Consider the following 25,332-nt stretch of genomic DNA (forward strand, 5'->3'; position numbering starts at 1 on the left):
CAACCCCCAGGAGCCGAAACTGAATTACTCAGTCCAACTCCCGGGGGTCAGTTCAGTAGCCCGAGGCATCCGATTCGCCGGCGCGAGGCTCGCTCGCGCGTGGTTCGCGACTAGACCTGCACGTTGTTGCTGTTGGTCGAGTGGGCGAGCGCCTTGGCCTTCAGGAGGTCGTACTCCTGCTGCGTGATGGTGCCCGAGTCGAGCAGGCCCTTGGCCTTGGCGATCTCGTCGGACGGGCTCGCCGAGGTGCCGACCGTCTGGCGGATGTATTCGTCGGTGGCCTGCCGGGCCTCGACCGCGTCGCGCTGCGCGCGCTCGGCCATGCCGCGGCCGCGTGCGATGAGGTAGACGAGGGCGGTGATGAACGGGAAGAAGATCAGGAAGATGATCCAGACGGCCTTCCACCAGCCGTTCAGCTTGTGGTCACGGAACAGGTCGCTGATGATCGCGATGACCGCCCACAGATAGGCGATGAACGCGAAGATCCAGATCGTCCACCAGATGATGTCCCAGAAACTGTTCCAGAAGCTCATGACTGGCCTTTCTTCGGTTGTGGGGGCGCGAGAGGAGTGCCCTTGGGTGCACCATATCGCGTGACGGCATCGATTGTCATGAAATACTCAGGTAACGATTTCGCCGTCGGATGGGGGCGTCGTGAGTCAGCATCAACCGGGGCCCGAGCGGCCCGATGCGAGTCAGCGCCCTGAGTTGCCCACCCCGACGCCGCGCCAGCTGCTCGTGCTCTCGGTGCCCGCGATCCTCGTCGGTGCGGCCACCGGGCTCATCCTGTGGACGGTGGACCGCGTCTCCGAGGCCGTCTCCGACGTGCTCTGGACGGCCCTGCCCGACGCCATCGGCGTCGACCCGTCAGGCTGGTGGATCCTGCTCGTGCTGACCGCGACCGGGCTCGCCGTGGGGCTGTGCCTGCGATTCCTGCCCGGCCATGGCGGGCCCGACTCGGCGACGACCGAGCTCATGGAGCCGCCGCTGCCGCTCAGGACGCTGCCGGGCCTCGCGATCGTGCTGCTGCTGGCGCTCGCGGGCGGCGTGAGCCTCGGCCCCGAGAACCCCATCATCGCGATCAACGTGGCGCTCACGGTGGCCGTGCTCGCCCGGCTCATGCCCGCCGTGACGCCGAAGCTCGCGATGCTCATGGCGGCGGCCGGCACGATCGGCGCGCTGTTCGGCACGCCCGTGGGCGCGGCGCTGCTGTTCACGGGCACGCTCGCCGCGATCCGGGGCGGGGGCGCGCTCTGGGACAAGCTGTTCCTGCCGCTCGCCTCGGCGGCCGCCGGGTCGGTGACGATGCACCTGCTCGGCCAGCCGCCGCTGTCGTTCACGGTGCCGCAGGACACGGTCGAGCCCGTCGACTTCCTGCTCGGCATCGTGCTCGCGTGCGTGTGCGCCGTGATCGGGCTGGGTGCGAACTGGCTGTTCCCGTGGGTGCACCGCACGTTCCACGCGCTGCGCAACCCGATCCTCATCCCGACGGTCGGCGGCATCGTGCTGGGCGTGCTGGGCATGATCGGCGGGCCGATCACGATGTTCAAGGGGCTCAGCCAGATGGGCGAGCTCATCGAGAACGTCGGTGAGGAGACGGCCGGCGACCTGGCGCTGATCGCCGCGATCAAGATCGTCGCGCTGCTCGTCGCGGCGAGCGCCGCGTTCCGCGGCGGCCGGGTGTTCCCCGCGGCGTTCATCGGCGTCGCGCTCGGGCTGCTCGCGCATGCGCTGCTGCCTACGTTGCCCATCGCGCTCGCGATCGGGTGCGGGCTGATCGGCATCCTGCTCGTCGTCACACGCGACGGCTGGATGACCCTGTTCCTCGCCGCGGCGGTCTGCGGCGATCTGGCGCTGTTGCCGTGGTTCTGCGTGATCGTGCTGCCCGCGTGGTTGCTGGTGTCGCGCGCGCCCGAGTTCCGGATCGTGCCAGCGGGTGGGGCGGATGCCCCGGCCAGCCCTTCCCCTCGGGCCTGAGTTGGGCCATCATCGGCATCGAGCGCACTGTGGCGCGAGGCGCGCGGTCGCCTGACGCTCGAGGGGAGTCGTCATGTGGGGCAAGCGGAAGAAGGCCGCGCGGAGCGCGGCGGGGGCCGCCGGGTCGGCGGCGGCGATGCGGTCTCCGAATGGCGACGGCAGGGCGGGGGCGCGTGCAGGCGCCGGCGTCGCCGCGGGCGGGACGATCGAGCCGGCACCGCCGCCGCATCGCACGGCGTTCATCCTGGTCGGGCTCGGCGGGGCCACCGTCGCCGCGTTCGGGCTGGCCGGGATCGGCTCGATCTTCGCGGTGTCGTTCTTCGCGCTCGTGCTGACGATCTGCGTCTACCCGATCCGGTCGTGGCTCGAACGTCACGGTGTGCCGCGCGGGCTCGCGACGGGCGCGGTGATCCTCGCGGTCGTGCTGCTGCTCGGCGCGTTCGGCGCGGCGCTGTTCGTCTCGTTCGCGCAGTTCGCGGCGCTGCTGCCGCAGTACACGGCCGAGCTGCAGTCCTGGGTCGACGACTTCGGCGCGTGGCTCACAAGCGTCGGGTTCGGGCAGGAGCAGGTCGACGGTCTCGTCTCGGGGCTCGACCCGGGGGCGATCGCGGGCGTCGTCGGCGGCGTGCTCGGCAGTGCGGCGGGACTGATCAGCGCGATCGTCATCCTCGTCACGATGCTCATCCTGATGGCGATGGACGCCTCGTACGCGAAGACGCTCACGCGGGACCTGCGCCAGCGGAAACCGTTGCTGGCCGAGGCATCCGTCGGCTACACGATCGGCGTGCGCCGCTACATGGTCGTGACGACCGCCCTCGGCGCGGCGCAGGGCATCGTGAACTGGATCGCGCTCGTGCTGCTCGGCGTGCCGGGCGCGCCGCTCTGGGGACTGCTCGCGTTCATCTGCAGCTTCATCCCGAACGTCGGGTACTTCATCGCGATCGTTCCGCCCATCGTGTTCGCCGCGCTCGTCGGCGGCTGGCCGCTCGTGATCGCGGTCATCGTGGTCTACGGCATCGTGAACGGCATCATCCAGTCGATCATCCAGCCGCGCGTCGTCGGCAACGCGGTCGCGCTCAGCCAATCGCTGACGTTCTTCTCGGTGCTGTTCTGGGCGGTCGTGCTCGGGCCGATCGGGGCGATCCTCGCGATCCCGCTCACCCTGCTCGTGCGCATGCTGCTCGTCGACTCGAACCCCGCGAACGCGTGGGTGCGGCCCGCGCTCGGCGATCTGGACGAGGCACGACGGGTCATGGACGCTGAGGACGCCGTGGCCAAGGCCGAGCGGCACCGGAGGCGGCACCCCGAGGAGATCGCCGAACCGTGACCCCGCGCCGTCTGCGCGAGGGAGCGCTGACACGACCACCCGGGGCGACGTGGTCGCGCGCGCGGTCACGGCACTGACCCCGCGCGCGCCGGCTGGAATCGGGCCTCACGTCATTCGCCTCGCGGGTTCGGGTTCGGGCTCGGTTCGGGCTCGGGCTCGGGCTCGGGTTCGGGCTCTGCGCTGTGGCGGGCTTTGCCGCCGAGTCGTGGGATTCGGTCGGGGTCGAGGTGCGGGGGTGGGATGAACCAGACGCGGCCGTTTCTTATGCGGAGGTCCCAGCCGTGGTCGTGGATCTGGTGGTGGCACCCGGTGCAGAGCATGACCCCGTTGGCCAGGTCGGTCCGCCCGCCGCGGGACCACCATCGGATGTGGTGCGCGTGGGCGTAGGTGATGTTCGCCCCGCAGGACGCGCAGCCGCCGTCGCGTTCCATCAGCGCGAGCCGTTGGAATCGTGAGAACAGCCGGGTGCTGCGGCCCAGGTCGAGTGGGACGCTGTCAGTGCCGAGCGCGGCCGGGATGAGTTCGGCATCTGCGGCGAGCTTCCGCGCGGTTCCTGCGGCGATGGGTCGGTCGATGCCGTCGATCTCCGCGACCCCGAGCCCGTCGCGGAGCGCCTCGACGCTCATCCGCACCACGACGGTCGTGGTCGGCAGCGACCCGGGCCCGGACTGACACCCCAAAGCGTGCCGGGCGAGTTCAGCGAGGGCATCGGCCTGCAGTTGCGGGATCGATCGTCGATCGTGGATCACCGCACCCGGCGTGCCATCGGCACCACTCGCTCGACCGGTTCGCTCCCGAAGCGCGGATTCGCGCGAACCCGCGGGCGCAGCCACCGGGCCGACTGGCGTCGTCGCCGAACCGACTGCTCCGGAACCGCCTGCGCCACCGGAGCCGCCGGAGCCGCCGGAGCCGCCGGAGCCGCCGGAACCGCTTGCGCCGCCTGCGCCGCCTGAGCCGCGGCAACGGAACGCGTCGCTGACGAACGCGTCCAGCGCGGCCTTGATCGGCGCGGCGGTGACCGGGTCGAGCCGGGCTTTCAGGTGGAACACCCCGTCGGGGTCTTCACGGAACGTCAGCGACCGTTCGGCATGCAACCGCTCATCAGTGCGGGCCACCTGGTCGGCGTCGAGCTGGGCTCGGGCTGCGTTCACCGCACGGACCACCAGCGACAACGGCTGCCCCGCGGCGACGCGCACCAGGCGCTCTTCGTGCGTGGCCAGCAGGCCCGGGTCGGCGCCCAGCTCGACACCGGTCAGCATGCCCGTGATCAGGTTCGCCGCCTCCACACTCACCGACCCGGCATCGAGCCCGGCCCGCACGTGGGGGGAACTTCGCCGGGAGTACTTCACCGGTGAACGACACGCGACCCCGGGTCGCCGCCCCGACCCTCAACAACCGGGACGCCGCACCCGCGTCGCCCCCGGTCGCCGCGGCGACCAGCTTCACCGGCGACGAGTGCCCGTGCTGCTTCGCGAGACTCTCCGCCCCGAACTCCGGCCGTGACCGTGCCGCGACCTCGTCCGACGCGTGCGCCAGGAACGCCTCCGCCGCACGCTTCACCGACGCCGCCTGTTCGACCACCCGCACCAGCCCCGGCCCGCTCAACGCGGCGAAGGGCTCCTCACCCGCACCGCCAGCGCCACCGCCGAACGCGGGCTGTGCCTGCGCCCACGCCAGGGTCAACGCACCGAGCGCGGTGTGCAGCCGATCCAACGGGGAAGTCGTCATGCGGGACAGTCTGCCCCCACCCACCGACATCCACCCCGCCGCCGAAACCTGTCACGATCAGCGGTTTTACCTCTGGAGAACCGGCCCACCGACGCATCCTGTGGAGGAGCCGCCGCGAACCGCCGCGGACCGTGCCAGGACGCGACCGTCTTGCCTGGCTGATCGACTGATCCGATCCAGGATCACGTCCGGACTGAGGAACTCTCCCGCATGAGCCATCCGGATCGACGGTTGGCGAGCGTGATCGCTATCACGCCCAGGATGCTCGGGGCGAGGTTTGGCAAGCACGTTCCGATGAGGAGTGACCCGCGGAGTATCCACGCGCGTTCGATCCGTCGTTCCGCGACTCGTGCTTCCTCGGCGTGGTCATCGCACCGAGCAGAGGGGCGCCCGTGCTTCCCCGGTTTCGCGGCCGTCAGGCGAGCTGCGACTCGATCCGGCCGTCGGCGACCGCGGCGAGCAGCGCGGCGTGGTCGGCCTCCGTGCGGTCGGCGTAGGCCGCGGCGAACGCCGCGAGTGCCGCGGCGAACGCCCGCCCGCCCCCGACGTAGCCTGCGATCGGCGCGGCGTCGCCGCCACGCGCGTGCGCCCGCGCGAGCACGAGCCCGCAGTACTCGGCATAGAGGAGCATCGTGTCGGGCTCCATGCGTTCCGGCGCGAACGACCCCTTCCAGTCGCGGAACTGGCGCACGTAGAAGTCCCGGTGCCGGCCGTCCAGTCCCTCCGCGCTCGTCCACCCGAGCAGCACGTCGCTCAGCGCCTGCATGAGATGCGCGCCCTCGACGACCCGTCGCCCCTGATGCTCGTACGCACTCGGCTCGTCCTCGGGCTCCAGCACCGAACGCTGGGCCTCCTTGGCCTGGAGCACGAGCAGGTCGTCGCGGCCGTTGCCGCGCAGCAGCACGATCCACGCCCGCGTGCCGACGCTGCCCACGCCGACGACCTTCAGCGCGAGGTCGACCGGCCGATAGCGCGCGAGGATCGAGCGCCGATGCGGGGGCAGGGAGCGTTCGTACCCCGAGAGGATCCCGCTGATGCGCTGCCGGACGTCGTCCGGATCGACGCCCTGCCGCTCGATGAGCTCGCGCAGCGGCAGCACGAGCGGCGCGTCGAGCCGGAAGCGCAGCTCGCCGTCGACCTCCTCGGCGAGCGAGGCTGCCGCGCTCCGGCTGTCACGGCCGACCGTCTTCTCGATGAGCTTGAGACCGCGCTTGGCGGCGCGGGCCGGGACCCGGCCCGCGAGCGAGGTGAGCACGGCGCGCGCGTCGATGTGCGAGGAGAACAGGGCCATCGTCGGTGTCCGCGCGGCCTCGTCGATCGCGGTGGCGTACGCATGGACCATCCGCTCGACGACCCGCCGGCGCGTCGCGTCGTCGAAGCCGCGAGCCCTGGCCGCGACCTCGAAGCTCGCCGCCATGCGCTTCACATCCCACTCGAACGGCCCGGTCGCGGTCTCGTCGAAGTCATTGAGGTCGAGCACGAGCGAGCGCTCGGGCGACGCGTACAGTCCGACGTTCGCGAGGTGGGCGTCGCCGCACAGCTGCGTCGTCAGGCCGCTCGTGCCCCGCTCGCGCAGGTCGCGCGCCATGACCGCGGCCGCACCCCTGAGGAACGCGAACGGCGACGCCCCCATGCGCCCGTACCGGATCGCGATCAGCTCGGGCACCCGGGTGAGCGCCTGCGACTCGAGGATCGCGACCGCGTCGCGGTCGCCCGGTCCGAGCGCGGCCTGCTCGTCGATCGGGGCGTCGGTCCGCGCGGCGCGCCCCGCGGCTCGGCGCGCCTTGCGCGTCGCGGCCGCATCCGTCGAGGCATCCGCCGATGTCGATGTCGATGCCGGTGCACCCGATGCCGGTGCACCCGATGCCGGTGCACCCGGCGCCGGCGCAGCCGCCGCCGTCAGCGAGAGATCGAGGTCCATGTCCGCCTCCTGTGGCGTCCGCCCCCGGAGTGAGGCGTTCCCAGACGGCTGACGTGCTCGGCGCATGGCGTGGCGTCCGGTGGTGACGCATCTGACTGCATGATACGAGCAGAATGCCCCTATCGCGAGCGCCACGTGAGCGATACTCTGCATCTGGATCCAGGGTGTGTGAGACCTGGGTGTCGGGCGTCCTGACGAGGGAGAGGTCATGGCTGATTTCGAGTACGGTCCGGTAGAGATCCTCGTCGTCGGGTTCGAAGGTGAGCGCCCCGATGCGCCGACCTTCGACGCGATCGCCGACCTCGTCGAGGCCGGCGACATCCGCCTGCTCGACGCCGTCATCATCTCGCGCGACGCCGACGGCAACCTCGACGCGATCGAGTTCGAAGACCTCGGCGACGAGGTCGACGTCACCGAGATCGAGCTCGAGGCGAGCGGCCTCGTCGGCGAGGACGACTACGCCGACCTCGGTCAGGTGATCCCGCCGGGCACGTCGGCCGCGATCCTCGCCGTCGAGCTCGTGTGGGCCAAGCACCTCGCGTCGAGGTTCGCCGAGTCGGGCGGTGTCATGCTGCACGCCGAGCGCATCCCGGCACCCGTGGTCAACGCCGTGCTCGCCGAGGCGAGCGCGGAGGAGTCCGCGTAGCCGGCCCGACCGTCCCACGTATGTACAGGCAAGACGAATCGAGAGGAGCGACGGGATGCCGTTCGTCAGAAGGGTCGGCCGGCCGGGCTTGATCGGCATGGCCGCACGCACCGCGGTGGTCGCAGGCACCGCGACCGCGGTGTCGGGGAGCGTCGCCCGGCACCAGCAGCGCAAGGCCGAGGAGCAGTATCAAGACCAGTACGCCGCCCAGCAGGCGCAGGCCGAGCAGGCGCAGGCCGAGCAGGCGCAGGCCGAGCAGGCCGCGACGCAGCAGGCGCCGCCGTCGGCCGGGGGTACCGACATCGTGGCCGAGTTGCAGAAGCTCGCGGCGCTCAAAGACCAGGGTGTGCTCTCCGACGCGGAGTTCACCGCGGCGAAGGCCAAGCTCATCGGGTGACACGCGACGCGTGTCGCCGCCGGTCCCGCACAGGTTCCGCCCCAGACGACGCCCGGATGCCCCGTCGACGATGCCGGGGCTCCGGGCGCCGCCGCGCGTGGCGCGGAAACGACCCGGTGTCCACCCCTTGCCCCGCGCGGTCGATGCGTACGTACCATCAGGCATGACCGTTGCGTTGCGAGGCCTGTCCACCGTCGTGCCCCCGACCGTGCTCGTGCAGGAGGAGGTGCGTGACGTGTTCTCGGCTCAGCCCGGCCTGAACCGGCTCGCGCAGCGGATCATCACGACCTCCTTCGACGTGTCGGGCATCGCCACGCGGTATACCGTGATCGAGGAGTTGAGCCGCGAGGCGCACCCCGACGAGCCCGTGTTCTTCGACCTCGAGAGCGGTGACCTGCTGCTGCCGGGCACGAAGGCGCGCAACGAGCTGTACGCGGTCGAGGCCAGCCGCCTCTACCTGGAGGCCGGCCGCGCCGCGCTCGACGCGACGCCCGGCCTCGAGGCGAGCGACGTCACGCACGTCATCACGGTGTCGTGCACCGGGTTCTACGCGCCCGGCCCCGACTACGTGCTCGCGCGCGACCTCGGCTTGCCCCCGGGGGTGCAGCGCTACCACCTCGGGTTCATGGGCTGCTACGCGTCGGTTCCGGCGCTGCGCATGGCGAAGCAGCTGTGCGAGGCGGATGCCACGGCCGTCGTGCTGGTGGTGAGCGTCGAGCTGTGCACGCTGCACCTGCGTTCGTCCAACGACCCGGACACCATCGTCGCGTCGTCGCTGTTCGCCGACGGTGCCGGTGCCGGCATCGTGACCGCGCGGCCGCTCGAGCCCGGCGAGCGCGCGTTCGACCTCGATCGCTTCGCGACCAGGATCACGCCCGTGGGCGAGGGCGACATGGCGTGGAAGATCGGCGACCACGGATTCGAGATGGTGCTCTCGAACGCGGTGCCCGCGATCATCGACGAGCACGTCACGGGTGCGCTCGAGCCGTTGTTCGAGGCTGAGCCCGCGCTGGTCACCGCGCTCGAGACGGATGCCTCGGGCGACGCGATCGAGCACTGGGCGATCCATCCGGGCGGGCGCAGCATCCTCGACAAGGTGGAGTCGCGGCTCGGTCTGTCCGAGGCGCAGCTGGTGCCGGCACGCCGCATCCTGCACGACTTCGGGAACATGTCGAGCGCGACCGTGCTGTTCGTGCTGCGCGACATCCTCGACCGGGCGGAGGCCGCCGACGGCGACCGGGTCGCCGCGATGGCGTTCGGGCCGGGGCTCACGGTCGAGTCGGCGTTGCTCACGGTGCGGGGCTGAGGGTGGCGGCCGGCGCGGACGCCTCGCGGCGCGCGGGCGGGCGCGACGAGCGGGCGGATGCCACGGGCGGGGCGTCGGACCGGGCCCGGAGCCGGGACCGGAACCGGCGCGGGGATCCGGACCGGGGCCGGGGCTCGCACCGGCGCGGGCTCGCCGCGCGCGACGAGGCCGCTCGCGAGCTCATGGACGATCCCGCGTGCGACCTCGCCATGCTGGAACGCACGTACGAGCGGTTCGGGCTCGTGAACGCGGTGGTCTCGGGCCAGCGTGCGGTGTATCGCACGTGGATCCGGCCGCGCTTGCGGCGGCGTGCCGCGGTGGGCGACGTCGGTCGCATGCTCGACGTCGGCACGGGCGGCGCCGACCTGCCGCGCCGGGTGCTGCGCTGGGCGCGCGCCGACGGCCTGCCGCTCGAGGTGGTCGCGATCGACCCCGACGAGCGCGCGATCGACTTCGCGCGGCGGCGGCCGCCGATGCCGGGCCTCGAGCTCAGGCCGGTGTCGAGCCGGGAGCTCGTCGCCGGGGGCGAGTGGTTCGACGTGGTCGCGTCGAACCATGTGCTGCACCATCTGACCGGGCAGGAGCTCGGGGCACTGCTGGCCGACTCCGAACGGCTCGTGGCGCCGGGAGGCGTCGCCGTGCACGGCGACATCGAGCGCACCCGGTACGGGTACGCGGCGTTCTGGCTCGGCACGTTGCCGTTCCAGCCGAACCTGCTGCGCGGTTCGTTCATCCGCCCCGACGGGCTGACCTCGATCCGCCGCAGTCACACCGCCGCCGAGCTCGCTGCGGGGCTGCCCGCCGAGTGGCAGGTGCGGCGCGCGTTCCCGTCCCGCCTGGAGGTCGTCTGGGAGGCGCCGCTGTGACGCCTCCCGTCGGTCGAGGAGCGCCCGGCGACCCCGTCGGTCGAGGTGCGCCCGGCGGAGGAGGGCGCGTATCGAGACCCGGCGGACCCGTGCACGACGTCGCGATCGTCGGCGCGGGCGCCGTCGGCCTGCTGCTCGCGTGCCTGCTCGCGCAGCGCGGGATCGACGTGGTCGTGCTCGAGCGACGATCCGGGCCGGGGGATCGCACCCGCGCGATCGGCATCCACCCGCCCGGGCTGCGCGCCCTCGACGCGGCCGGCGTCGGCGACGAGGTGCGCCGGCTCGGCGTGCCCATCGTCGACGGCGTGGTCACCTGCGAGGGCCATGAGCTCGGGCGGCTCGCGTTCGACGACGAGCCCGTGTGGTCGCTGCCGCAGCGCGAGACGGAGACGCTGCTCGAGACCCGCCTGGCCCGGCTCGCGCCCGGCGCCCTGCGCCGAGGCGTCGAGGTGACCGGCCTCGCCGAGCACGACCACCACGTCGACCTGCGCACTCCGGAAGAGATGCCGGTACGCGCGCGCTACGTCGTGGGCGCCGACGGGGTGCGCAGCGCCGTGCGCTCGCTCGCGGACCTCGAATGGATGTCGCGGCGCGGCAGCGCCGAGTACGTCATGGGCGACGCCGACGACACGACGGATGCGCCGGCCACCGCCCTGCTGCGCTTCGAACCGGCGGGCGTGGTCGAGTCGTTCCCGTTGCCGGGTGGCCGCCGTCGCTGGGTGGCCTGGGTGCGCCGAACCCCCGCGCCGCTCACGCCGGCGGCGCTGGCCACGATCGTGGCGGCGCGCACCGGGGCATCCGTCGACCTCTCGACCGCGACCGAGCCGAGCCCGTTCTCAGCACGTCAGCACCTCGCGGACCGGTTCGCGACCGGGCGGGTCGCACTCGTGGGCGACGCCGCCCACGAGGTGAGCCCGATCGGCGGTCAGGGCATGAACCTCGGCTGGCTCGACGCCGTACGCCTCGACGCCGAGGTCGCCCGGGCCCTCGCCGCGGGCGCACCCGCGAACCCGTTCGGACGCTACGGCCGTGCCCGCCGAGCCGCGGCGCTCCGCGCCACCCGGCAGGCCGCGTTCAACATGGCCATGGGCGCGCCCGCCGCGGGCGCGCGCCTCGCCCTGCGGAACCGGCTGGTGAGGGTGCTCGCCGTGTGGCCGCTGCGCGCGCTGCTCGCGTCGGCCTTCACCATGCGACGGCTCTGACCCCGGACGTCCACCGTCCCCTCGCGGTTCACTCCCGCGCCATTTCCTGCCCACAGCGCCACTTCCTGCCCACCGCGCTACGCCCGGCCGACTGCGCCGCGCACGACCGTCGCGGTTGGCGCAGTCCGTCAGAAGTGGCGCGGGCCGTGAACGGGAGTGCCGTTACGCGACGCGCGAGAGCACGAAGACCGGGATCTGCCGGTCGGTCTTCGTCTGGTACTCGTCGTAGTGCGGCCAGGTCTCGTTCGCGCGGCGCCACCACTCGTCGCGCTCCGCGCCCTGCACCTCGCGCGCGATGTAGTCGTGCTTCGCGGCGCCGTCCTGCAGTTCGACCTCGGGGTTCGCCACCAGGTTGTAGTACCACGCCGGCTGGTCGGGCGCGCCGCCCTTGGACGCGACCACGGCGTATTCGCCCTCGTGCTCGACGCGCATGAGCGCGGTCTTGCGGAGCTTGCCGGACTTCGCGCCGACCGAGGTCAGCACGATGATCGGGCGCCCCTGCATCTCGTTCGCCTCAGCGCCTGCGGTCTGCTCGAACGTCTCGGCCTGCGTCCGCGCCCACTCGGCGGTGCTCGGCGCGTACTCACCCTGCAACGGCATCTACGGTCCTCCTCGGTCGACGTGTGTGGTCTCTTCCCGAGGTTAACGCGTTTCGAAGCAAGCGCATTCCGACCCGGCGGTCCTCGGCGGGCCGCCGCCGAGCGTTCACCGCGGTGAAACCCGGCCGCTGCCGCTGCGCCGCCATCCGGCCACCGGCGGCCGCTAGCGTCGCCCACCCCGGCAGTCCCCGGCCCGGCCCGCGGGTGGCCCGGCGGCATGCGCCCCACCGCGACGCGGTCGGCGAGTCGCGCAACGACCTCGGATGCCTCGGGCCCGCCCCGAGGCATCCGAGCCGCCGGAGTCGCGTGCTGCCCGCGGTGCCGGCTGCGGGACACGCGAGCCGCTGAAACCGAGCGCTGCCCGCGGAGCCGGCTGCGGGAAGCGCGAGCCGCCGAGCCCGCGTGTTGCCGGCGGTACCGGCTGAGGGAAGTGCGAGCCGCCGAGCCCGCGTGTTGCCGGTGGTGCCGGCTGCGGGAAGTGCGAGCCGCCGGGGCCGAGTGCATGCCCGCGGTACCCGTCGCGGGGAGGTGCGGGCCGCTGGGGCCGCGTGCATGCCCGCGGTACCCGTTGCGGGGAGGTGCGGGCCGCTGGGGCCGCGTGCATGCCCGCGGTACCCGTCGCGGGGAGGTGCGGGCCGCTGGGGCCGCGTGCTGCCCGCGGTGCCGGCTGCGGGAAGTGCGAGCCGCCGGGGCCGCGTGCTGCCCGCGGTACCGCCTGCGGGACATGCGAGCCGCCGGGGCCGTGTGCTGCCCGCGGTACCGGTCCCGCGCGGGAGGCGGACCGCGTCGGGCGCGGGCTACTGCCCGGCGGCGGCGCGGGCAAGCGCGGGGACACCGCCGCGCGAGCGGCGTACGATCGGGGCACCGACGACGAGGAGCGTGACCATGAGCGATCGACACGGGGCGTATGGCGAAGAGCCCGAGGTGATGAGCATCGGCATCCAGGCGGCGTTCGGCACGGGGATCGTCGGCGGGCCGCAGGGGCGCCGCGGCGGCGCCGGCTCGCTCGACGACGGGGGCCACGACCCCGGCAGCCGCGCCGACGAGACGGCGGGTGAGGTCGCCGAGGACATCTCCCACCTGCACGGCGAGGACGGCGGCCAGGAGGAAACCGGGCTCGCGCCCGGCGAGTCCGACTGAGGTCGCCGATTCCGCGTGCGCGGGCGCCACTGCGGACGTTTCCGGTTCCTCGTGCGTGCGCGCCACTGCGCACGTTTCCGGTTCCGCGTGCGTGCGCGCCACTGCGCACGTTTCCGGTTCCGCGTGCGCGGGCGCCACCGCGCACCTCGCCAGTTCGCGCGCGTGCGCGCCACCGCGAGCCCCAGCGCGCCTGCACACTCCGGGTTTCGCGCCCGTGCACGCCGCCGCGGGCTTCGCGCGCGCTGACGCAGGGCCGCCGCGGTCGCTACGGTGGCTCTGTGGAAGCTGCTTCGAACGACTTCGCCGCGACGCCGACGCTCTCCGGGACCGTGACCCGGCTCGAGCCGCTCGCGGCGGATCACGCGGACGCGCTCGCCGAGGCGGTCGCGGTCGATGAGCTCTGGCGTACCTGGTACACGCGCATCCCGTCGCCCGAGGGCATGCGCGACGAGATCGAGCGTCGACGGGGGATGCAGGCCGAGGGCCGGTTGGCCCCGTGGGCCGTCGTCGACGCGACGACCGGCCGGCCCGTGGGCATGACGACCTACCTCAATCTCGACCCCGCCAACCGGCGACTCGAGATCGGGTCGACCTGGCTCGGCGTCGACGCGCAGCGGACCGGCATCAACGCCGAGGCGAAGCGGCTGCTGCTCGCGCGGGCCTTCGAGGAGCTGGGCTGCATCGCGGTCGAGTTCCGCACGCACTGGCACAACCACCAGTCGCGCGCGGCGATCGCGCGCCTCGGCGCGAAGCAGGACGGCGTGCTCCGGAAACACGTGATCTTCGAGAACGGCACCGTGCGCGACACCGTCGTGTTCTCGATCACAGACGACGAGTGGCCCGCCGTCAGGGCCGGCCTCGACGCGCGCCTCGAACGGCACGCGCGGCGCTGACCCCGACCGGCATTCGCGATGGAAGACCCGCGTTCGCGATGGAAGTCGGGAAGTGGGTTGGAGTGTCTGCAGAGCGGGACTCCAACCCACTGTTCGGCTTCCGTCACACTTGCGGTGCGGTGGCGGTGGCGGTGTCACGGCGGCAGCGGCAGGCAGCGGATGCCTCGGGGTCAGGCGCGCTGCAGCTCGAGTGAGAACTCGATGAACCCGGTCGGCTCGACCGACACGAAACCGAGGTTCGGCGCCTCGACGCCGAAGTCCGCGAACGTGATCGGGATGCTGCCCGCGACCTGACCGGTCTCGCCGTTCAGCACGGCCTCGAGCTCGACCGTGACGGTCTGCGTCACGCCCGCGAGCGTGAGGTCGCCGGTCGCCTGGACGGTCTGCACCTCGCCGACGACGGGCGCCTCGTCGGTCGTGATCGCCTCGGTGAGCACGAACGTCGCCGTCGGGTGCTCGTCGACGCGCAGGGCCGTGTCGCGGAAGTAGTCGTCGCGGTTGCCCGAGTCGGTCTCGATCGTGGCCACGTCGACGGTGAGCTCGGCTGCGGTGAGCGAGAGCTCCTCGACCTGCAGCGTGCCGGTCACCTGCTCGGTGCGGCCGACGACCGTGACATCCGTGCCGTTCAGCACCTCGTCGACGCGGTAGCCGGCGTACGAGCCGGCACCCACCGACCAGGTCCCCGACAGGTCTTCGGCCGAGTCGTCGGCGCCGGCGCCGGAGCCGGCGTCCGCCTCGGCGCTCGGCGCCGCGGTGACGCTCGGGGCCGCCTCGGCCTCGCCCACGATGACGTCGCGATAGATGACCGGACCGGCGATGGCCGCGGTGGCGCCCAGCACGACCACCCCCGCGACGATCGAGGCGACGATGATCTTGGTGCGCTTCTGCATGCGGCTCCCCGGTGCTCGCGAGACGGTGACGCACCTCAGTTTTCCGTGCGAAACCATGAAGTCGCCGAGCATTCGCCCGACGTTCGGTCAACCCCCCCCTTGACCCAGCGCGCAAAGTTGAGTTCAATAGACTCAAGTTTGAAACGAAGGGACACGACCTTGGCGAACATGCAGGGTGCGCCGAACTCCCAAGAGGAGCAGAAGTCGGCGCTCGAACAGTTCGGCGTCGACCTCACCGCGCTCGCGCGCGCCGGAAAGCTCGACCCGGTCGTCGGCCGCGACGCCGAGATCCGGCGCGTGAGCCAGGTGCTCACGCGCCGCACCAAGAACAACCCGGTGCTCATCGGCGAACCCGGCGTCGGCAAGACCGCGGTCGTCGAGGGCCTCGCCCAGCGCATCGTGGCGGGCGACGTCGCCGAGTCGCTCAAGGACAAGCGGCTCGTCTCGCTCGACATCGCCGCGCTCGTCGCGGGCGCCATGTACCGCGGACAGTTCGAAGAGCGCCTGAAGAGCGTGCTCAAAGAGATCGACGAGTCCGAGGGCGAGATCATCACGTTCGTCGACGAGCTGCACCTGCTCATGGGCGCGGGCGGCGGCGAGGGCTCGGTCGCGGCCTCCAACATGCTGAAGCCTATGCTCGCGCGCGGCGAGCTGCACCTCATCGGCGCGACGACCCTGAACGAGTACCGCGAGTACATCGAGAAGGACGCGGCGCTCGAGCGCCGTTTCCAGCAGGTCTACGTCGGCGAGCCGACGGTCGAAGACACGGTCGCGATCCTGCGCGGCCTCAAGGGCCGCTACGAGGCGCACCACGGCGTCACCATCACGGATGCCGCGCTCGTGGCCGCCGCGTCGCTCTCGAACCGGTACATCACCGCGCGGCAGCTGCCCGACAAGGCCATCGACCTCGTCGACGAGGCCATGTCGCGGCTCAAGATGGAGATCGACTCGAGCCCCGTCGAGATCGACCAGCTCAAGCGCATCGTCGATCGCATGAAGCTCGAGGAGCTCGCGCTCAAGAAGGAGAAGGACGACGCCTCGAAGGAGCGCCTCGCGAAGCTGCGCGAGAGCCTCGTCGAGAACGAGCGCGAGCTCGCCGAGCTCGAGGAGCGCTGGAGCCGCGAGCGCATGGGCCTGAACCGGGTCGGCGAGCTCAAGAAGCAGCTCGACGCCGCGATCACGCAGCGCGACCTCGCGCTGCGCGAGGGCGACTACGCGAAGGCGTCGAAGCTCGAGTACGAGACGATCGCGAACCTCAAGCGCGACCTCGACGCGGCCGAGCAGGCGGATGCCGCCGGCAATGCCGCGGGGGAGCCCCGCATGGTGAACGAGCAGGTCACCGAGGAGGACATCGCGGCCGTCATCTCGGCGTGGACCGGCATCCCGGTCGGCAAGCTCATGCAGGGCGAGACCGAGAAGCTGCTGCACCTCGAGGCCGAGCTCGGCAAACGCCTCATCGGCCAGAAGCCCGCGGTCGCCGCGGTGGCCGACGCCGTGCGCCGCTCGCGCGCGGGCCTCAGCGACCCGAACCGGCCGACGGGCTCGTTCCTCTTCCTCGGCCCGACGGGCGTCGGCAAGACCGAGCTCGCGAAGGCGCTCGCCGAGTTCCTGTTCGACGACGAGCACGCCATGGTGCGCATCGACATGTCGGAGTACGGCGAGAAGTTCTCGGTCTCGCGGCTCGTGGGCGCGCCTCCCGGCTACGTCGGGTACGAGCAGGGCGGGCAGCTGACCGAGGCCGTGCGGCGCCGGCCCTACTCGGTCATCCTGCTCGACGAGGTCGAGAAGGCGCACCCCGAGGTGTTCGACGTGCTGCTGCAGGTGCTCGACGACGGGCGGCTCACCGACGGGCAGGGCCGGACGGTCGACTTCCGCAACGTCATCCTCATCCTGACCTCCAACCTCGGCTCGCAGTACCTCGTCGACCCGACGCTGAACTGGGCCGAGAAAGAGGAGGCGGTGCTCGCGACCGTGCGGCAGGCCTTCAAGCCCGAGTTCGTGAACCGGCTCGACGACATCGTCGTGTTCTCCGCGCTCAGCGAGCAGGAGCTCGCCGAGATCGTGAACCTCTACATCGACCGGCTCGCGGCCAGGCTGCACGAGCGCCGGCTGCAGCTCGGGGTCACGCCCGACGCGAGGTCGTGGCTCGCGGAACGCGGGTACGACCCGCTGTACGGGGCGCGGCCGCTGCGCCGCCTCATGCAGAAGGAGGTCGACGACCGGCTCGCGCGTGCGCTGCTCGCGGGTGAGATCCGCGACGGCGATGCCGTCGTCGTCGGGCTCGCCGCCGACGGCGATTCGCTCACGGTCGGCCGGGCCGAGTCGATCGGCGCGGACGACGACGGCGTCATCGACGCCGAGATCGTGGAGTGACGTCCCCGAGCGGAGATCCGCCCCCCGGCGGATCTCCGCTCGTTCCTCCCGGCGATCCCCCCGGGGATGAGGCCTCCCCGTATTCGCCGCAGGCTCTGCGGCGATTCTCACAGCCCGGGTCCGGCGCCGACAACACCCCGAAGTGGGGACCGCCGGCCGGGATGACGTAGGGTGGAGGACAGCAAGGGGAGTACTCCTTCCGCGACTGCTCGTCAATACGAATGCACCGAAGCGTTTCCGGGCCGTCGGTCTCACCGCGTGTGAGATGGAGAAGACCTTGGCAAGATCCGTCTGCCAACGTCTGGAGTCCCCATGTACGTCACGCCGCTCGTCTGGGCCATCACGATCGCCGTCACGATCGCGTTCTTCGTCTACGAGTTTTTCGCCCACGTGCGCAAGCCGCACGAGCCGACGATCGGCGAGTCCGCACGCTGGTCGGTGTTCTACATCAGCCTCGCGCTGATCTTCGGCGTCGGCGTCGGGCTCGTGTCCGGATGGGACTTCGGCGGCGAGTACTTCGCGGGATACCTGACCGAGAAGGCCCTGTCGGTCGACAACCTGTTCGTCTTCCTGATCGTCATGACCGGCTTCGCCGTGCCGAAGGCGTACCAGCAGAAGGTGCTCATGATCGGCATCGTCATCGCGCTGATCATGCGCGGGGCGTTCATCATGGCGGGCGCCGCGATCATCGAGAACTTCTCGTGGGCGTTCTACCTGTTCGGTGCGCTGCTGCTCGTGCTGGCCTATCGTCAGGCGTTCGGCGGCCACGGCGGCAACCCGGCCGACAACTGGTTCGTCAGGTTCGTGCGGCGCATCCTGCCCGTGACCGACGAGTACCACGAGGACCGGCTCACCGTGAAAAAGGGCGGCAAGCGGTTCGTCACCCCGATGCTGCTCACGATCATCGCGATCGGCTTCATCGACCTCGTCTTCGCGCTCGACTCCATCCCCGCGATCTACGGCCTCACCGAGGAGGCGTATCTCGTCTTCACCGCCAACGCGTTCGCGCTCATGGGATTGCGGCAGCTCTACTTCCTGATCGGCGGGCTGCTCGAACGTCTCGTGTACCTGGCGCAGGGCCTCGCGGTCATCCTCGGCTTCATCGGCGTCAAGCTCGTGTTCCACGCGCTGCACGTCAACGAGCTGTCGTTCATCAACGGCGGCGAGGGCGTCGACTGGGCGCCCGAGATCCCGATCTGGTTCTCGCTGCTGTTCATCGCCGCGACCATCACCGTCGCCACCGTCGCGAGCCTGGTGAAGACCCGCGGCGATCGCGAGAAGTCCGATCGCGAGCGGTTCGACGGCGAGCCGATCCCGGCGGCCGAGCCCGCGAACGACCGCGCGGCGGCGCCGGGCGAGCGGGCCGGCGAGCCCGCGCGCGACTGAAGCGAGCTCGGACACCGCAGGTGCCCGAGCTCGCGTCGCGCGACCCTCAGCGGGCGGGGTATCGGATGGGTGCGCGGTGCACCCGGTCGCACGCCTCCGTGAGGACGCCGAGCAGATCGCCGTCGGCGGCGGAGAACGACTTGCCGTCGATCGCGAGCGGCGCGCCGAACACCACGACCGGCGCACCGATCTCGGGACATCCGACCGCCTGATCGATCGTGAGCCCGCCGACGGCCTGCACCGGGACCGTGGTCGCGGCCACGATCGCCTCGAGGTCGGTGAGCGGCGTGAGGCCCCAGTCGGGGTGCGCGTTCCGGTGGTCGTAGCCGATGTGGTGGATCACCATGCCGACGCCGAGCGACTCGAGGCGCGCACACTCGGCGACCCGGTCGGGAGCGCCCAGGTCGTCGCCCATGACCAGCATGCCGAACCGCTCGCCCGCGGCGACGACCGCGTCGACCGTCGCATCGTGGGCGCGGCCCATCACGATCACGGCGTCGGCGCCCGCGTCGCCCATCATCTCGGCCTCGAGGTAGCCGCCGTCCATGGTCTTCAGGTCGACGATGAGCGGATGATCCGGGAACTCCTTGCGCAACGCGCGCACCGCGTGCAGGCCCTCGGCCAGCACGAGCGGCGTGCCGACCTCGATCCAGTCGGCACCGGCCTCGACGGCGATCGCCGCCGTCTTGAGCGCCTCGGCGTTGGTGGTGAGGTCGAGCGAGACCTGCACGAGCGGGCGGGTGAGGGTCTCGCGGGTGAGCTCGCGGATGGATGTCGACACGGGTCAGGCCTCTCTGCGGGGGGTGACGAGGTTGCGCAGCGGTGCGCCGCGCAGGTGGGCGGTGAGGTTCTCCTCGATGAGCCGGGCGGCACCGAGCGGACGGCCGCCCGCCGAGTGCGGCGTGAGGATCGCGTTCGGCAGGTCCCAGAGCGGTGAGCTCGGCGGGAGCGGCTCCTGCACGGTCACGTCGAGTGCGGCGCCGCCGATCCGTTCGGCGCGGAGCGCTTCGATGAGCGCGGCCTCGTCGATCGTGCTGCCGCGGCCCACGTTCACGACCCACGCGTGCGCCGGGAGCGCCGCGATCAGGTCGGCGTCGAGCGCGCCGTCGGTCTGCGGGGTCGACGGCAGGATCATGATCAGCACGTCGGTCGCGGGCAGGATCTCCGGCAGGTCGGCGGGGGTCAACACGGACACGTCGCCGGCCCTCCGCGCCCGGGTCGCCACGCCGGTGACGTGCGCGCCGAGCGCGATCAGGTGCGGCGCGAGCGTCGAGCCGATGCTGCCGTAGCCCCAGATGACGACGTTGGCGTTGCGCAGGGTGGAGAACAGTCCGGGGCTCGGCTCGGGCTGGATGCCGCCGAGCTCGCTCGCCCAGCGGTGGCCGATCTGCGCCCGCACGAGCGAGTGCAGGCGCCGGGCCGCCGCGAGCGTGAGCGCGAGGGCGTGCTCGGCGACCGGTGCGTCGTGCAGCGAGCGGCCGCTCATGATCGCGACCTCGGGCCGGAACCCCGCGGCGAGGGCGGCATCGCTGCCAGCCGAGAGCAGCTGCAGCCACTCGAGCTGCGGCAGACGCGCCGCCGCATCGACGAACAGCTCGTTCGGCATGCCCCACGCGACGAGGCCGCGTGCGTCCGTGTGCGCGTCGGGGACCGGGACGGTCGGGTCGAAGGTGACGACCTCGACGCCCGGGATGGCGGTCTCGAAGGCGACGTGGTCGGGCACGAGCAGCTTCATGCGACGCCTCCGGCCTGGTCGGTGGCGGCCGGGTCGGTGGCCGGGAAGGGCGTGCCGCTCGCGTCGCCGAGGGCGGTGAGCTCATCCGCGGTCGCGTCCGGCAGCTCGATGCCGGACGCGAGCCGCGAACGCCGGGTGGCCTCCTCGGGCTCGCCCGGCACGAGCACCTGCGCGAAGCCCGGTGCGGGCGCCGTCGCGTGCGCGGCGTCGACGAGCCCGTCCATGCGGGCGACGAAGTCGTCGAGCGGGATGAACCGGGTGACGTCGATCGCCATCATCCAGTGTCCGACGTCCTGCGGCTTGTTGAAGTCGGTGTACATATTGCCGATGTCGCCGGCGACCGCGGCGCCGGTCAGGACACCGCCGAGCACCTCGATCAGGAAGCCGAGCCCGTACCCCTTCGGACCGCCGGCGGGCAGCAGCGCGGTCACCGCGTCGGGATCGGTGGTCGGCACGCCCTGCGCGTCGACCCCCCAGTCGCCGGGGATCTCGGTGCCCTTGGCCTGGGCGAGCAGCACCTTGCCCATCGCGCTGGTGCTCGTCGCCATGTCGAGGCTCACGGGGTCGCCGCTCGTCGGCGCCGCGAACGCGAACGGGTTGGTGCCGAGCAGCGCGTCGCGGCCGCCGAACGGCACGACGATGGGCTCGGAGTTCGACACCACGATCGCGACCTTGCCGCGTCGGGCGAGCGCGCGGGCGTAGAACCCCGCGGTGCCGAAGTGCGTGCTGCCGCGCACGGCGGCGGTCGCGATGCCGAGCTCCGAGCTCAGGCCGTCGATCTCCTCGACGGCCGTCCGCGCGGCGAGCTGCCCGGGCGCCCCGGCGGCGTCGATGCGGACGACCGCGCCCGAGCGCTCGACGACCGGGGTCGAGCCGGGGACGACCAGGCCCGCGTCGATGCGTGCGCGGTAGGCGGGGAGCCGGATGACGCCGTGCGAGTCCACACCGCGCAGGTTCGCATCGACCAGCGTCTCCGCGAGGTAGGCGGCGTCGTCGGGGCGGTAGCCCCAGGTTTCGAGCAGTGCGGCGGCCCAGGCGTGCAGGCGGCCTCCGTCGATGATCATCGCGGCATGTTCCTTTCGCGTCGTTGCGGAGCGGTGTGCTGGCGCGTCTCCAAGACCTCATAATAGTCTTACTCGTATGACTTTTATATTCAATGACGAACGGGAGTGTCGATGAGGATCAGCGTGTTCCCCAAGGGGGACCTGGATGCACTGGCCGTGCAGCGCACCATGACGGTGTTCGAGTGGATCGAGAAGGCCAAGCCGCTTCCGGCCGAGGGGCTCGAGCTCTACAGCGGCATGTTCTGGCAGACCGACGACGCCTTCGTCGACTCGGTCGGCGAGGCCCTCGCGAACGCCGGGTTCGAGATGCCGATGCTGTGCGCCTCGCCGGACTTCACCAACCCCGAGGCATCCGTGCGCCAGGCCGAGTTCGACCGTGAGGTCGAGATGATCCGGATCACCGCGCGACTCGGCGGCCGCGGCGCCAGCACGCGAGTCCTCTCGGGGCAGCGGCACCCGGGCGTCGCGGTCGAGCAGGGCATCGAATGGGTCGTCGACGCCTACACCCGGCTCATCCCGATCGCGCGCGAGCTCGGTGTGACCCTCGCGATGGAGAACCACTACAAGGACGGCCACTGGACGTACCCCGAGTTCGCCCAGAAGGCTGAGATCTTCACGGCGATCGTCGACGCGATCGACGACCGGGCCACGTTCGGCGTGCAGTACGACCCGTCGAACGCGATCGTCGCGGGTGACGACTCCGCCGAGTTCCTCGAGCAGGTCATCGACCGTGTCGTGACGATGCAGGCCTCCGACCGCTCGCTCGCCCCCGGGGCGAGCCTCGACGAGCTGCGCCAGAGCGACGGCACGATCGGCTACTCGCCGCTGCTGCAGCACGGCGTCATCGGGCGAGGCATGAACGACTACCCCCGGATCTTCCGGACGCTCGCGGCCGCCGGCTACGACGGCTGGATCAGCATCGAGGACGGCGTCAACGGCATGGGCGAGATGGCCGAGTCGGTCGACTACCTGCGTGAGGCGCGCGACGTCTACTTCGGCGGATCGACCGCGGTCCGCGTGCAGAAGCACGAGGAGGCGCTCGCCGCGGCCGGACTTCCGAGCATCGCCAAGCCCGAGCTGGAGCGCGCGCGATGAAGGCGCTCGTGAAGTACGGGCTCGAGGACGGCGACGTGGAGGTCCGCGACGTCGCGGAGCCCGTGCTGCTGCCCGGCACGGTGCTCGTCAGCGCGCGCGCCGTGGGCGTGTGCGGCTCCGACATCCACATGTGGCGGAACGGGCAGAGCTGGGATGTCGCGCTTCCGGTGACCCTCGGCCACGAGACGGCCGGCGTGATCGCGGCCGTGGCCGACGACGTCACCGGCTGGCAGGTCGGCGATCGCGTCGTGTGCGAGACCGCGGCCTCGATCTGCGGCAGCTGCGCACTGTGCCGGACCGGCCGGTACAACCTCTGCCCGGAGCGGCAGGGCTACGGCGCGGTCCGCGACGGCGCGTTCGGCGAGCTGCTGCTCGCCGAGCCGCGGGTGCTGCACCGCATCCCCGACACCGTCTCCTTCGAGCAGGCCGCCATGACCGAGCCGTTCGCGGTCGCGTTCAACGCACTGGTCGAACGCGCGTCGGTGACGCCCGGCGACCTCGTGGTCATCCAGGGCGCCGGTGCGATCGGAGCGCTGTCGCTGCTCATCGCCAAGCTGCGCGGCGCGGGCACGACGGTCGTGCTCGGCACCCCGGTCGACGAGCACCGGCTCGCCACGCTGCGGGGTCTCGGCGCCGACCACACGCTCGACATCACCAAGGAGGACCCGGTCGAGCTCATCCGCTCGCTCGGTGACGGGAACGGCGCCGACCTCGTCGTCGACGCGACGGGCGTGAGCGTCGCGCTCAAGCAGGCGCTCGAGCTCGTCCGCCCGTTCGGATCGATCGCGAAGGTCGGCTGGGGCCCGCAGCCGCTGAACTTCAGCCTCGACCCGCTCGTGGCCAAGGCGGTGACCCTGTACGGCTCGTTCTCGCACACCTGGACGACGTGGGAGCGCGTGCTGTCGCTGTTCGCGTCGGGCGCGCTCGACACCAGCGCCGTGCTCGGCGGCGTGTACGAGCTCGCCGACTGGGAGCGGGCGTTCGAGGACATGGAGTCGGGGCGGAACATCAAGTCCGTCATGGTCATGCCGGGCTGAGATCCGCCGCTCGATGCGAAAGACGAGGGTGCGCGCCGCTGGGCGCGCACCCTCGTCTCGTGTTCGACCGGCGTGCGCGGCTACTGCGCGCGGACCCGGGTGTGAGTCTGCTCGAACTCGGCGAGCGTGAGCTCGACCAGTTCGAGCGCCCAGGCCTGCGCGCGTTCGGCATCGCGCGCGACCAGTGCCTCGGCGAGCCGCACGTGCGACTCGACCGCCTCGGCGGTCATGTCCACCATGCCCGGCCGGGTGTCCTGACCGCGCAGGTGCAGCGTCACGCCGATGGTGTCGGCGAGCTGGGCGATCACGGCGTTCTGCGTGCCCTCGAGCATGAGCCGGTGGAAGGTCTCATCGGACTCGAAGAACGTCCGCGTGTCACCGTTCCGGTACGACTCGCGCATCACGAGCGCGTGCCTGAGCATCTCTTGGGCGAGCTCTGGTGAGAGTCGCGCGGCCGAGAGCCCCGCAGCGGCGTGCTCGAGCCCGAGCCGCAGCTCGAGGAGCTCCTTCATCTGGTCGATGTAGCCGGGACCCTGACCGCGCCACTTCACGACGTACGGGTTGAGCAGATCCCAGTTGCTCGGCGGGAGCACGCGCGTGCCCACCTGCGGGCGCGCCTCGAGCAGCCCCATCGAGCCGAGCGTGCGCATGCCCTCGCGCACGACGGACCGCGAGACCGAGAGGCGCTCGCACAGCTGATCGGCGTGCAGGATGGTGCCGACCGGGATGTCGCCGTCGATGATCTCCTGACCGAGCACGTCGACGACCTGCGCGTAGAGGCCGGTTCCGATGCGTGCTCGGTATCGTGCGGTCCCGCCTCTGAGGTCTGCCACCGTCCAGCCTTCCGTCATTCGAGCGCCGCGAACTCGTATTCGCCGGCGGCTGCGGCGGCTTCGTAAGCGAGCCGGGGGACCTGCGTCGCAAGCTTTCCGCCGCTGATATCGATGAGCGTACCGGTGATGTAACCCGCAAGGTCGGAAGAGAGGAAGCAGATCAGGCTGGCAATGTCCGTTTTCGATCCCCACCGGCGGAGGGTCAGCGTGTCGAGCAGGCGGTCCTGTTCGGCCTGCGGCAGTTCGTCGAAGTGGTTCATCGCGGTCGGCACCATGCCGGGCGCGTACGCGTTCGCGGTGATGTTCCACGGGCCGACCTCACCCGCGAGCGCCCTCGTGAAGTGCGCGACCGCGATCTTCGACGAGGCGTATGCGCCGCTCGCGTAGATCGGCGAGATGGCCGCGAACGATGCGGCGTTCAGGATGCGTCCCGAACGCTGCCGCTTCATGACGGGCAGCACCGCCCGGCACATCAGGAAGGTGCCCTTGAGGTTGACGTCGTGCACGAGGTCCCAGGTCGCCTCGTCCAAACCGTCGATCGGTCCGTTCCCGACCACGCCCGCGTTGTTCACGAGGATGTCGATACGGCCGAACTCCTGCTCGACGGCCGCGACGACCTCGTTCACGCGGGCACTGTCGCGGATGTCGCACGCGAACTCGCGATGCGCGGCACCCTGCTCGTCGAGGAGGCGGCCGGTCGCCTCGAGGTCTGCGGTGCTCACGTCGACCGACACCGTGGTGACGCCTTCGCGTGCGAGGGTGCTCACGATCTCGCGACCGATTCCGCGCCCGACTCCGGTGACGATCGCGACCTTTCCGCGCAGGTCGATCTCCATGGCACTCCTTCGTCCGTCTTGTGTCGCAGTGAAACGACTAGTATGAATTATTAGAGTAATCATACGGCCGCACCAAGGCCG

At 71.5% G+C, this 25,332-nt stretch carries 23 protein-coding genes; 13 read left to right on the top strand and 10 right to left on the bottom strand.

The window, feature by feature from the left end; translation table 11 throughout:
• Positions 1-110: 110 nt before the first annotated feature.
• Positions 111-533, bottom strand: coding sequence for an SHOCT domain-containing protein (locus RH864_RS14690; RefSeq protein WP_310518315.1), 423 nt, complete (start codon positions 531-533; stop codon positions 111-113).
• 121 nt (positions 534-654) lie between these two features.
• Between RH864_RS14690 and RH864_RS14695 the strand changes: the two genes are divergently transcribed.
• Together RH864_RS14695 and RH864_RS14700 are read left to right on the top strand one after the other, a co-directional pair.
• Positions 655-1,977 carry an ion channel protein gene (locus RH864_RS14695; protein ID WP_310518316.1) on the top strand — a complete coding sequence of 441 codons (1,323 nt, stop codon included), beginning with the start codon at positions 655-657 and terminating at the stop codon, positions 1,975-1,977.
• Positions 1,978-2,113: 136 nt separating this feature from the next.
• Positions 2,114-3,304: an AI-2E family transporter gene (locus RH864_RS14700; protein WP_310518317.1), complete on the top strand. Its 1,191-nt coding sequence runs from the start codon at positions 2,114-2,116 to the stop codon at positions 3,302-3,304.
• Positions 3,305-3,414: 110 nt separating this feature from the next.
• Here the strand turns inward: RH864_RS14700 and RH864_RS14705 are convergent, their stop codons facing one another.
• Both RH864_RS14705 and RH864_RS14710 read right to left on the bottom strand, forming a co-directional pair.
• Positions 3,415-4,653 (bottom strand): HNH endonuclease, encoded by a 1,239-nt coding sequence (locus RH864_RS14705; protein ID WP_310518318.1) that lies wholly within the window; start codon positions 4,651-4,653, stop codon positions 3,415-3,417.
• Between the two features lie 794 nt (positions 4,654-5,447).
• Entirely contained in the window at positions 5,448-6,953 is a 1,506-nt protein-coding gene (locus RH864_RS14710) for a DUF2252 domain-containing protein (RefSeq protein ID WP_310518319.1), read from the bottom strand.
• Positions 6,954-7,161: 208 nt separating this feature from the next.
• Here RH864_RS14710 and RH864_RS14715 point away from each other — a divergent pair, with 208 nt between their 5' ends.
• The 5 genes from RH864_RS14715 to RH864_RS14735 all read left to right on the top strand — a co-directional run bounded on the left by RH864_RS14715 (position 7,162) and on the right by RH864_RS14735 (position 11,370).
• Positions 7,162-7,599: a DUF6325 family protein gene (locus tag RH864_RS14715; RefSeq protein ID WP_310518320.1), complete on the top strand. Its 438-nt coding sequence runs from the start codon at positions 7,162-7,164 to the stop codon at positions 7,597-7,599.
• A 55-nt stretch (positions 7,600-7,654) separates the two neighbouring features.
• The gene (locus tag RH864_RS14720; RefSeq protein WP_310518321.1) at positions 7,655-7,996 is read left to right on the top strand and encodes an SHOCT domain-containing protein; all 342 of its coding nucleotides are present in this window, start codon (positions 7,655-7,657) and stop codon (positions 7,994-7,996) included.
• A 163-nt stretch (positions 7,997-8,159) separates the two neighbouring features.
• Positions 8,160-9,302 (top strand): type III polyketide synthase, encoded by a 1,143-nt coding sequence (locus RH864_RS14725; RefSeq protein ID WP_310518322.1) that lies wholly within the window; start codon positions 8,160-8,162, stop codon positions 9,300-9,302.
• 2 nt (positions 9,303-9,304) lie between these two features.
• Entirely contained in the window at positions 9,305-10,168 is an 864-nt protein-coding gene (locus RH864_RS14730; protein WP_310518323.1) for a methyltransferase domain-containing protein, read from the top strand.
• Positions 10,169-10,257: 89 nt separating this feature from the next.
• Entirely contained in the window at positions 10,258-11,370 is a 1,113-nt protein-coding gene (locus tag RH864_RS14735) for an FAD-dependent oxidoreductase (RefSeq protein WP_310518324.1), read from the top strand.
• A gap of 162 nt (positions 11,371-11,532) precedes the next feature.
• Here the strand turns inward: RH864_RS14735 and RH864_RS14740 are convergent, their stop codons facing one another.
• The gene (locus RH864_RS14740) at positions 11,533-11,970 is read right to left on the bottom strand and encodes a nitroreductase family deazaflavin-dependent oxidoreductase (protein ID WP_310518325.1); all 438 of its coding nucleotides are present in this window, start codon (positions 11,968-11,970) and stop codon (positions 11,533-11,535) included.
• An 884-nt stretch (positions 11,971-12,854) separates the two neighbouring features.
• On the opposite strand from RH864_RS14740, the gene RH864_RS14745 reads away from it, so the two are divergent.
• Together RH864_RS14745 and RH864_RS14750 are read left to right on the top strand one after the other, a co-directional pair.
• Positions 12,855-13,109, top strand: coding sequence for a hypothetical protein (locus tag RH864_RS14745; protein ID WP_310518326.1), 255 nt, complete (start codon positions 12,855-12,857; stop codon positions 13,107-13,109).
• A 278-nt stretch (positions 13,110-13,387) separates the two neighbouring features.
• The gene (locus RH864_RS14750) at positions 13,388-14,002 is read left to right on the top strand and encodes a GNAT family N-acetyltransferase (protein ID WP_310518327.1); all 615 of its coding nucleotides are present in this window, start codon (positions 13,388-13,390) and stop codon (positions 14,000-14,002) included.
• A gap of 170 nt (positions 14,003-14,172) precedes the next feature.
• Here the strand turns inward: RH864_RS14750 and RH864_RS14755 are convergent, their stop codons facing one another.
• Positions 14,173-14,892 (bottom strand): YceI family protein, encoded by a 720-nt coding sequence (locus RH864_RS14755; RefSeq protein ID WP_310518328.1) that lies wholly within the window; start codon positions 14,890-14,892, stop codon positions 14,173-14,175.
• Positions 14,893-15,060: 168 nt separating this feature from the next.
• On the opposite strand from RH864_RS14755, the gene RH864_RS14760 reads away from it, so the two are divergent.
• Positions 15,061-17,265: an ATP-dependent Clp protease ATP-binding subunit gene (locus RH864_RS14760; protein WP_310518406.1), complete on the top strand. Its 2,205-nt coding sequence runs from the start codon at positions 15,061-15,063 to the stop codon at positions 17,263-17,265.
• Positions 17,266-17,577: 312 nt separating this feature from the next.
• Positions 17,578-18,651 carry a TerC family protein gene (locus tag RH864_RS14765; RefSeq protein ID WP_310518329.1) on the top strand — a complete coding sequence of 358 codons (1,074 nt, stop codon included), beginning with the start codon at positions 17,578-17,580 and terminating at the stop codon, positions 18,649-18,651.
• 46 nt (positions 18,652-18,697) lie between these two features.
• Here the strand turns inward: RH864_RS14765 and RH864_RS14770 are convergent, their stop codons facing one another.
• Genes RH864_RS14770 through RH864_RS14780 form a run of 3 tightly spaced genes read right to left on the bottom strand, consistent with a single transcriptional unit; the run spans position 18,698 to position 21,450 of the window.
• Positions 18,698-19,432, bottom strand: coding sequence for an orotidine 5'-phosphate decarboxylase / HUMPS family protein (locus tag RH864_RS14770; RefSeq protein WP_310518330.1), 735 nt, complete (start codon positions 19,430-19,432; stop codon positions 18,698-18,700).
• A 3-nt stretch (positions 19,433-19,435) separates the two neighbouring features.
• Positions 19,436-20,386, bottom strand: a complete 951-nt coding sequence (locus tag RH864_RS14775; protein WP_310518331.1) for an NAD(P)-dependent oxidoreductase — start codon at positions 20,384-20,386, stop codon at positions 19,436-19,438.
• Complete coding sequence (locus tag RH864_RS14780; protein WP_310518332.1) at positions 20,383-21,450, bottom strand: Ldh family oxidoreductase; 1,068 nt, start codon at positions 21,448-21,450, stop codon at positions 20,383-20,385. Before RH864_RS14780 ends, RH864_RS14775 begins: the two co-directional genes overlap by 4 nt.
• A 123-nt stretch (positions 21,451-21,573) precedes the next feature.
• On the opposite strand from RH864_RS14780, the gene RH864_RS14785 reads away from it, so the two are divergent.
• Positions 21,574-22,545 (top strand): sugar phosphate isomerase/epimerase family protein, encoded by a 972-nt coding sequence (locus RH864_RS14785; protein WP_310518333.1) that lies wholly within the window; start codon positions 21,574-21,576, stop codon positions 22,543-22,545.
• On the top strand, positions 22,542-23,582 hold the full coding sequence (locus tag RH864_RS14790) for a zinc-dependent alcohol dehydrogenase (protein ID WP_310518334.1): 1,041 nt from the start codon (positions 22,542-22,544) through the stop codon (positions 23,580-23,582). The genes RH864_RS14785 and RH864_RS14790 overlap by 4 nt, the downstream gene beginning before the upstream one ends.
• An 80-nt stretch (positions 23,583-23,662) precedes the next feature.
• Here RH864_RS14790 and RH864_RS14795 read toward each other — a convergent pair whose 3' ends face one another.
• Entirely contained in the window at positions 23,663-24,415 is a 753-nt protein-coding gene (locus RH864_RS14795; RefSeq protein WP_310518335.1) for a FadR/GntR family transcriptional regulator, read from the bottom strand.
• A gap of 14 nt (positions 24,416-24,429) precedes the next feature.
• On the bottom strand, positions 24,430-25,251 hold the full coding sequence (locus RH864_RS14800; RefSeq protein ID WP_310518336.1) for an SDR family NAD(P)-dependent oxidoreductase: 822 nt from the start codon (positions 25,249-25,251) through the stop codon (positions 24,430-24,432).
• Positions 25,252-25,332 lie beyond the last annotated feature (81 nt).

It is taken from the genome of Agromyces aerolatus, assembly GCF_031432255.1.
Classification (GTDB): domain Bacteria; phylum Actinomycetota; class Actinomycetes; order Actinomycetales; family Microbacteriaceae; genus Agromyces.

What these genes read in the sequence shown, in the direction of transcription:
- RH864_RS14775 (WP_310518331.1), bottom strand. Translation starts at nt 20,386, where the DNA reads ATGAAGCTGCTCGTGCCCGACCACGTCGCCTTCGAGACCGCCATCCCG.
- RH864_RS14700 (WP_310518317.1), top strand. Translation starts at nt 2,114, where the DNA reads ATGCGGTCTCCGAATGGCGACGGCAGGGCGGGGGCGCGTGCAGGCGCC.
- RH864_RS14715 (WP_310518320.1), top strand. Translation starts at nt 7,162, where the DNA reads ATGGCTGATTTCGAGTACGGTCCGGTAGAGATCCTCGTCGTCGGGTTC.
- RH864_RS14760 (WP_310518406.1), top strand. Translation starts at nt 15,061, where the DNA reads ATGCAGGGTGCGCCGAACTCCCAAGAGGAGCAGAAGTCGGCGCTCGAA.
- RH864_RS14765 (WP_310518329.1), top strand. Translation starts at nt 17,578, where the DNA reads ATGTACGTCACGCCGCTCGTCTGGGCCATCACGATCGCCGTCACGATC.
- RH864_RS14710 (WP_310518319.1), bottom strand. Translation starts at nt 6,953, where the DNA reads ATGGACCTCGATCTCTCGCTGACGGCGGCGGCTGCGCCGGCGCCGGGT.
- RH864_RS14745 (WP_310518326.1), top strand. Translation starts at nt 12,855, where the DNA reads ATGAGCGATCGACACGGGGCGTATGGCGAAGAGCCCGAGGTGATGAGC.
- RH864_RS14755 (WP_310518328.1), bottom strand. Translation starts at nt 14,892, where the DNA reads ATGCAGAAGCGCACCAAGATCATCGTCGCCTCGATCGTCGCGGGGGTG.
- RH864_RS14780 (WP_310518332.1), bottom strand. Translation starts at nt 21,450, where the DNA reads ATGATCATCGACGGAGGCCGCCTGCACGCCTGGGCCGCCGCACTGCTC.
- RH864_RS14800 (WP_310518336.1), bottom strand. Translation starts at nt 25,251, where the DNA reads ATGGAGATCGACCTGCGCGGAAAGGTCGCGATCGTCACCGGAGTCGGG.
- RH864_RS14720 (WP_310518321.1), top strand. Translation starts at nt 7,655, where the DNA reads ATGCCGTTCGTCAGAAGGGTCGGCCGGCCGGGCTTGATCGGCATGGCC.
- RH864_RS14690 (WP_310518315.1), bottom strand. Translation starts at nt 533, where the DNA reads ATGAGCTTCTGGAACAGTTTCTGGGACATCATCTGGTGGACGATCTGG.
- RH864_RS14740 (WP_310518325.1), bottom strand. Translation starts at nt 11,970, where the DNA reads ATGCCGTTGCAGGGTGAGTACGCGCCGAGCACCGCCGAGTGGGCGCGG.
- RH864_RS14790 (WP_310518334.1), top strand. Translation starts at nt 22,542, where the DNA reads ATGAAGGCGCTCGTGAAGTACGGGCTCGAGGACGGCGACGTGGAGGTC.
- RH864_RS14725 (WP_310518322.1), top strand. Translation starts at nt 8,160, where the DNA reads ATGACCGTTGCGTTGCGAGGCCTGTCCACCGTCGTGCCCCCGACCGTG.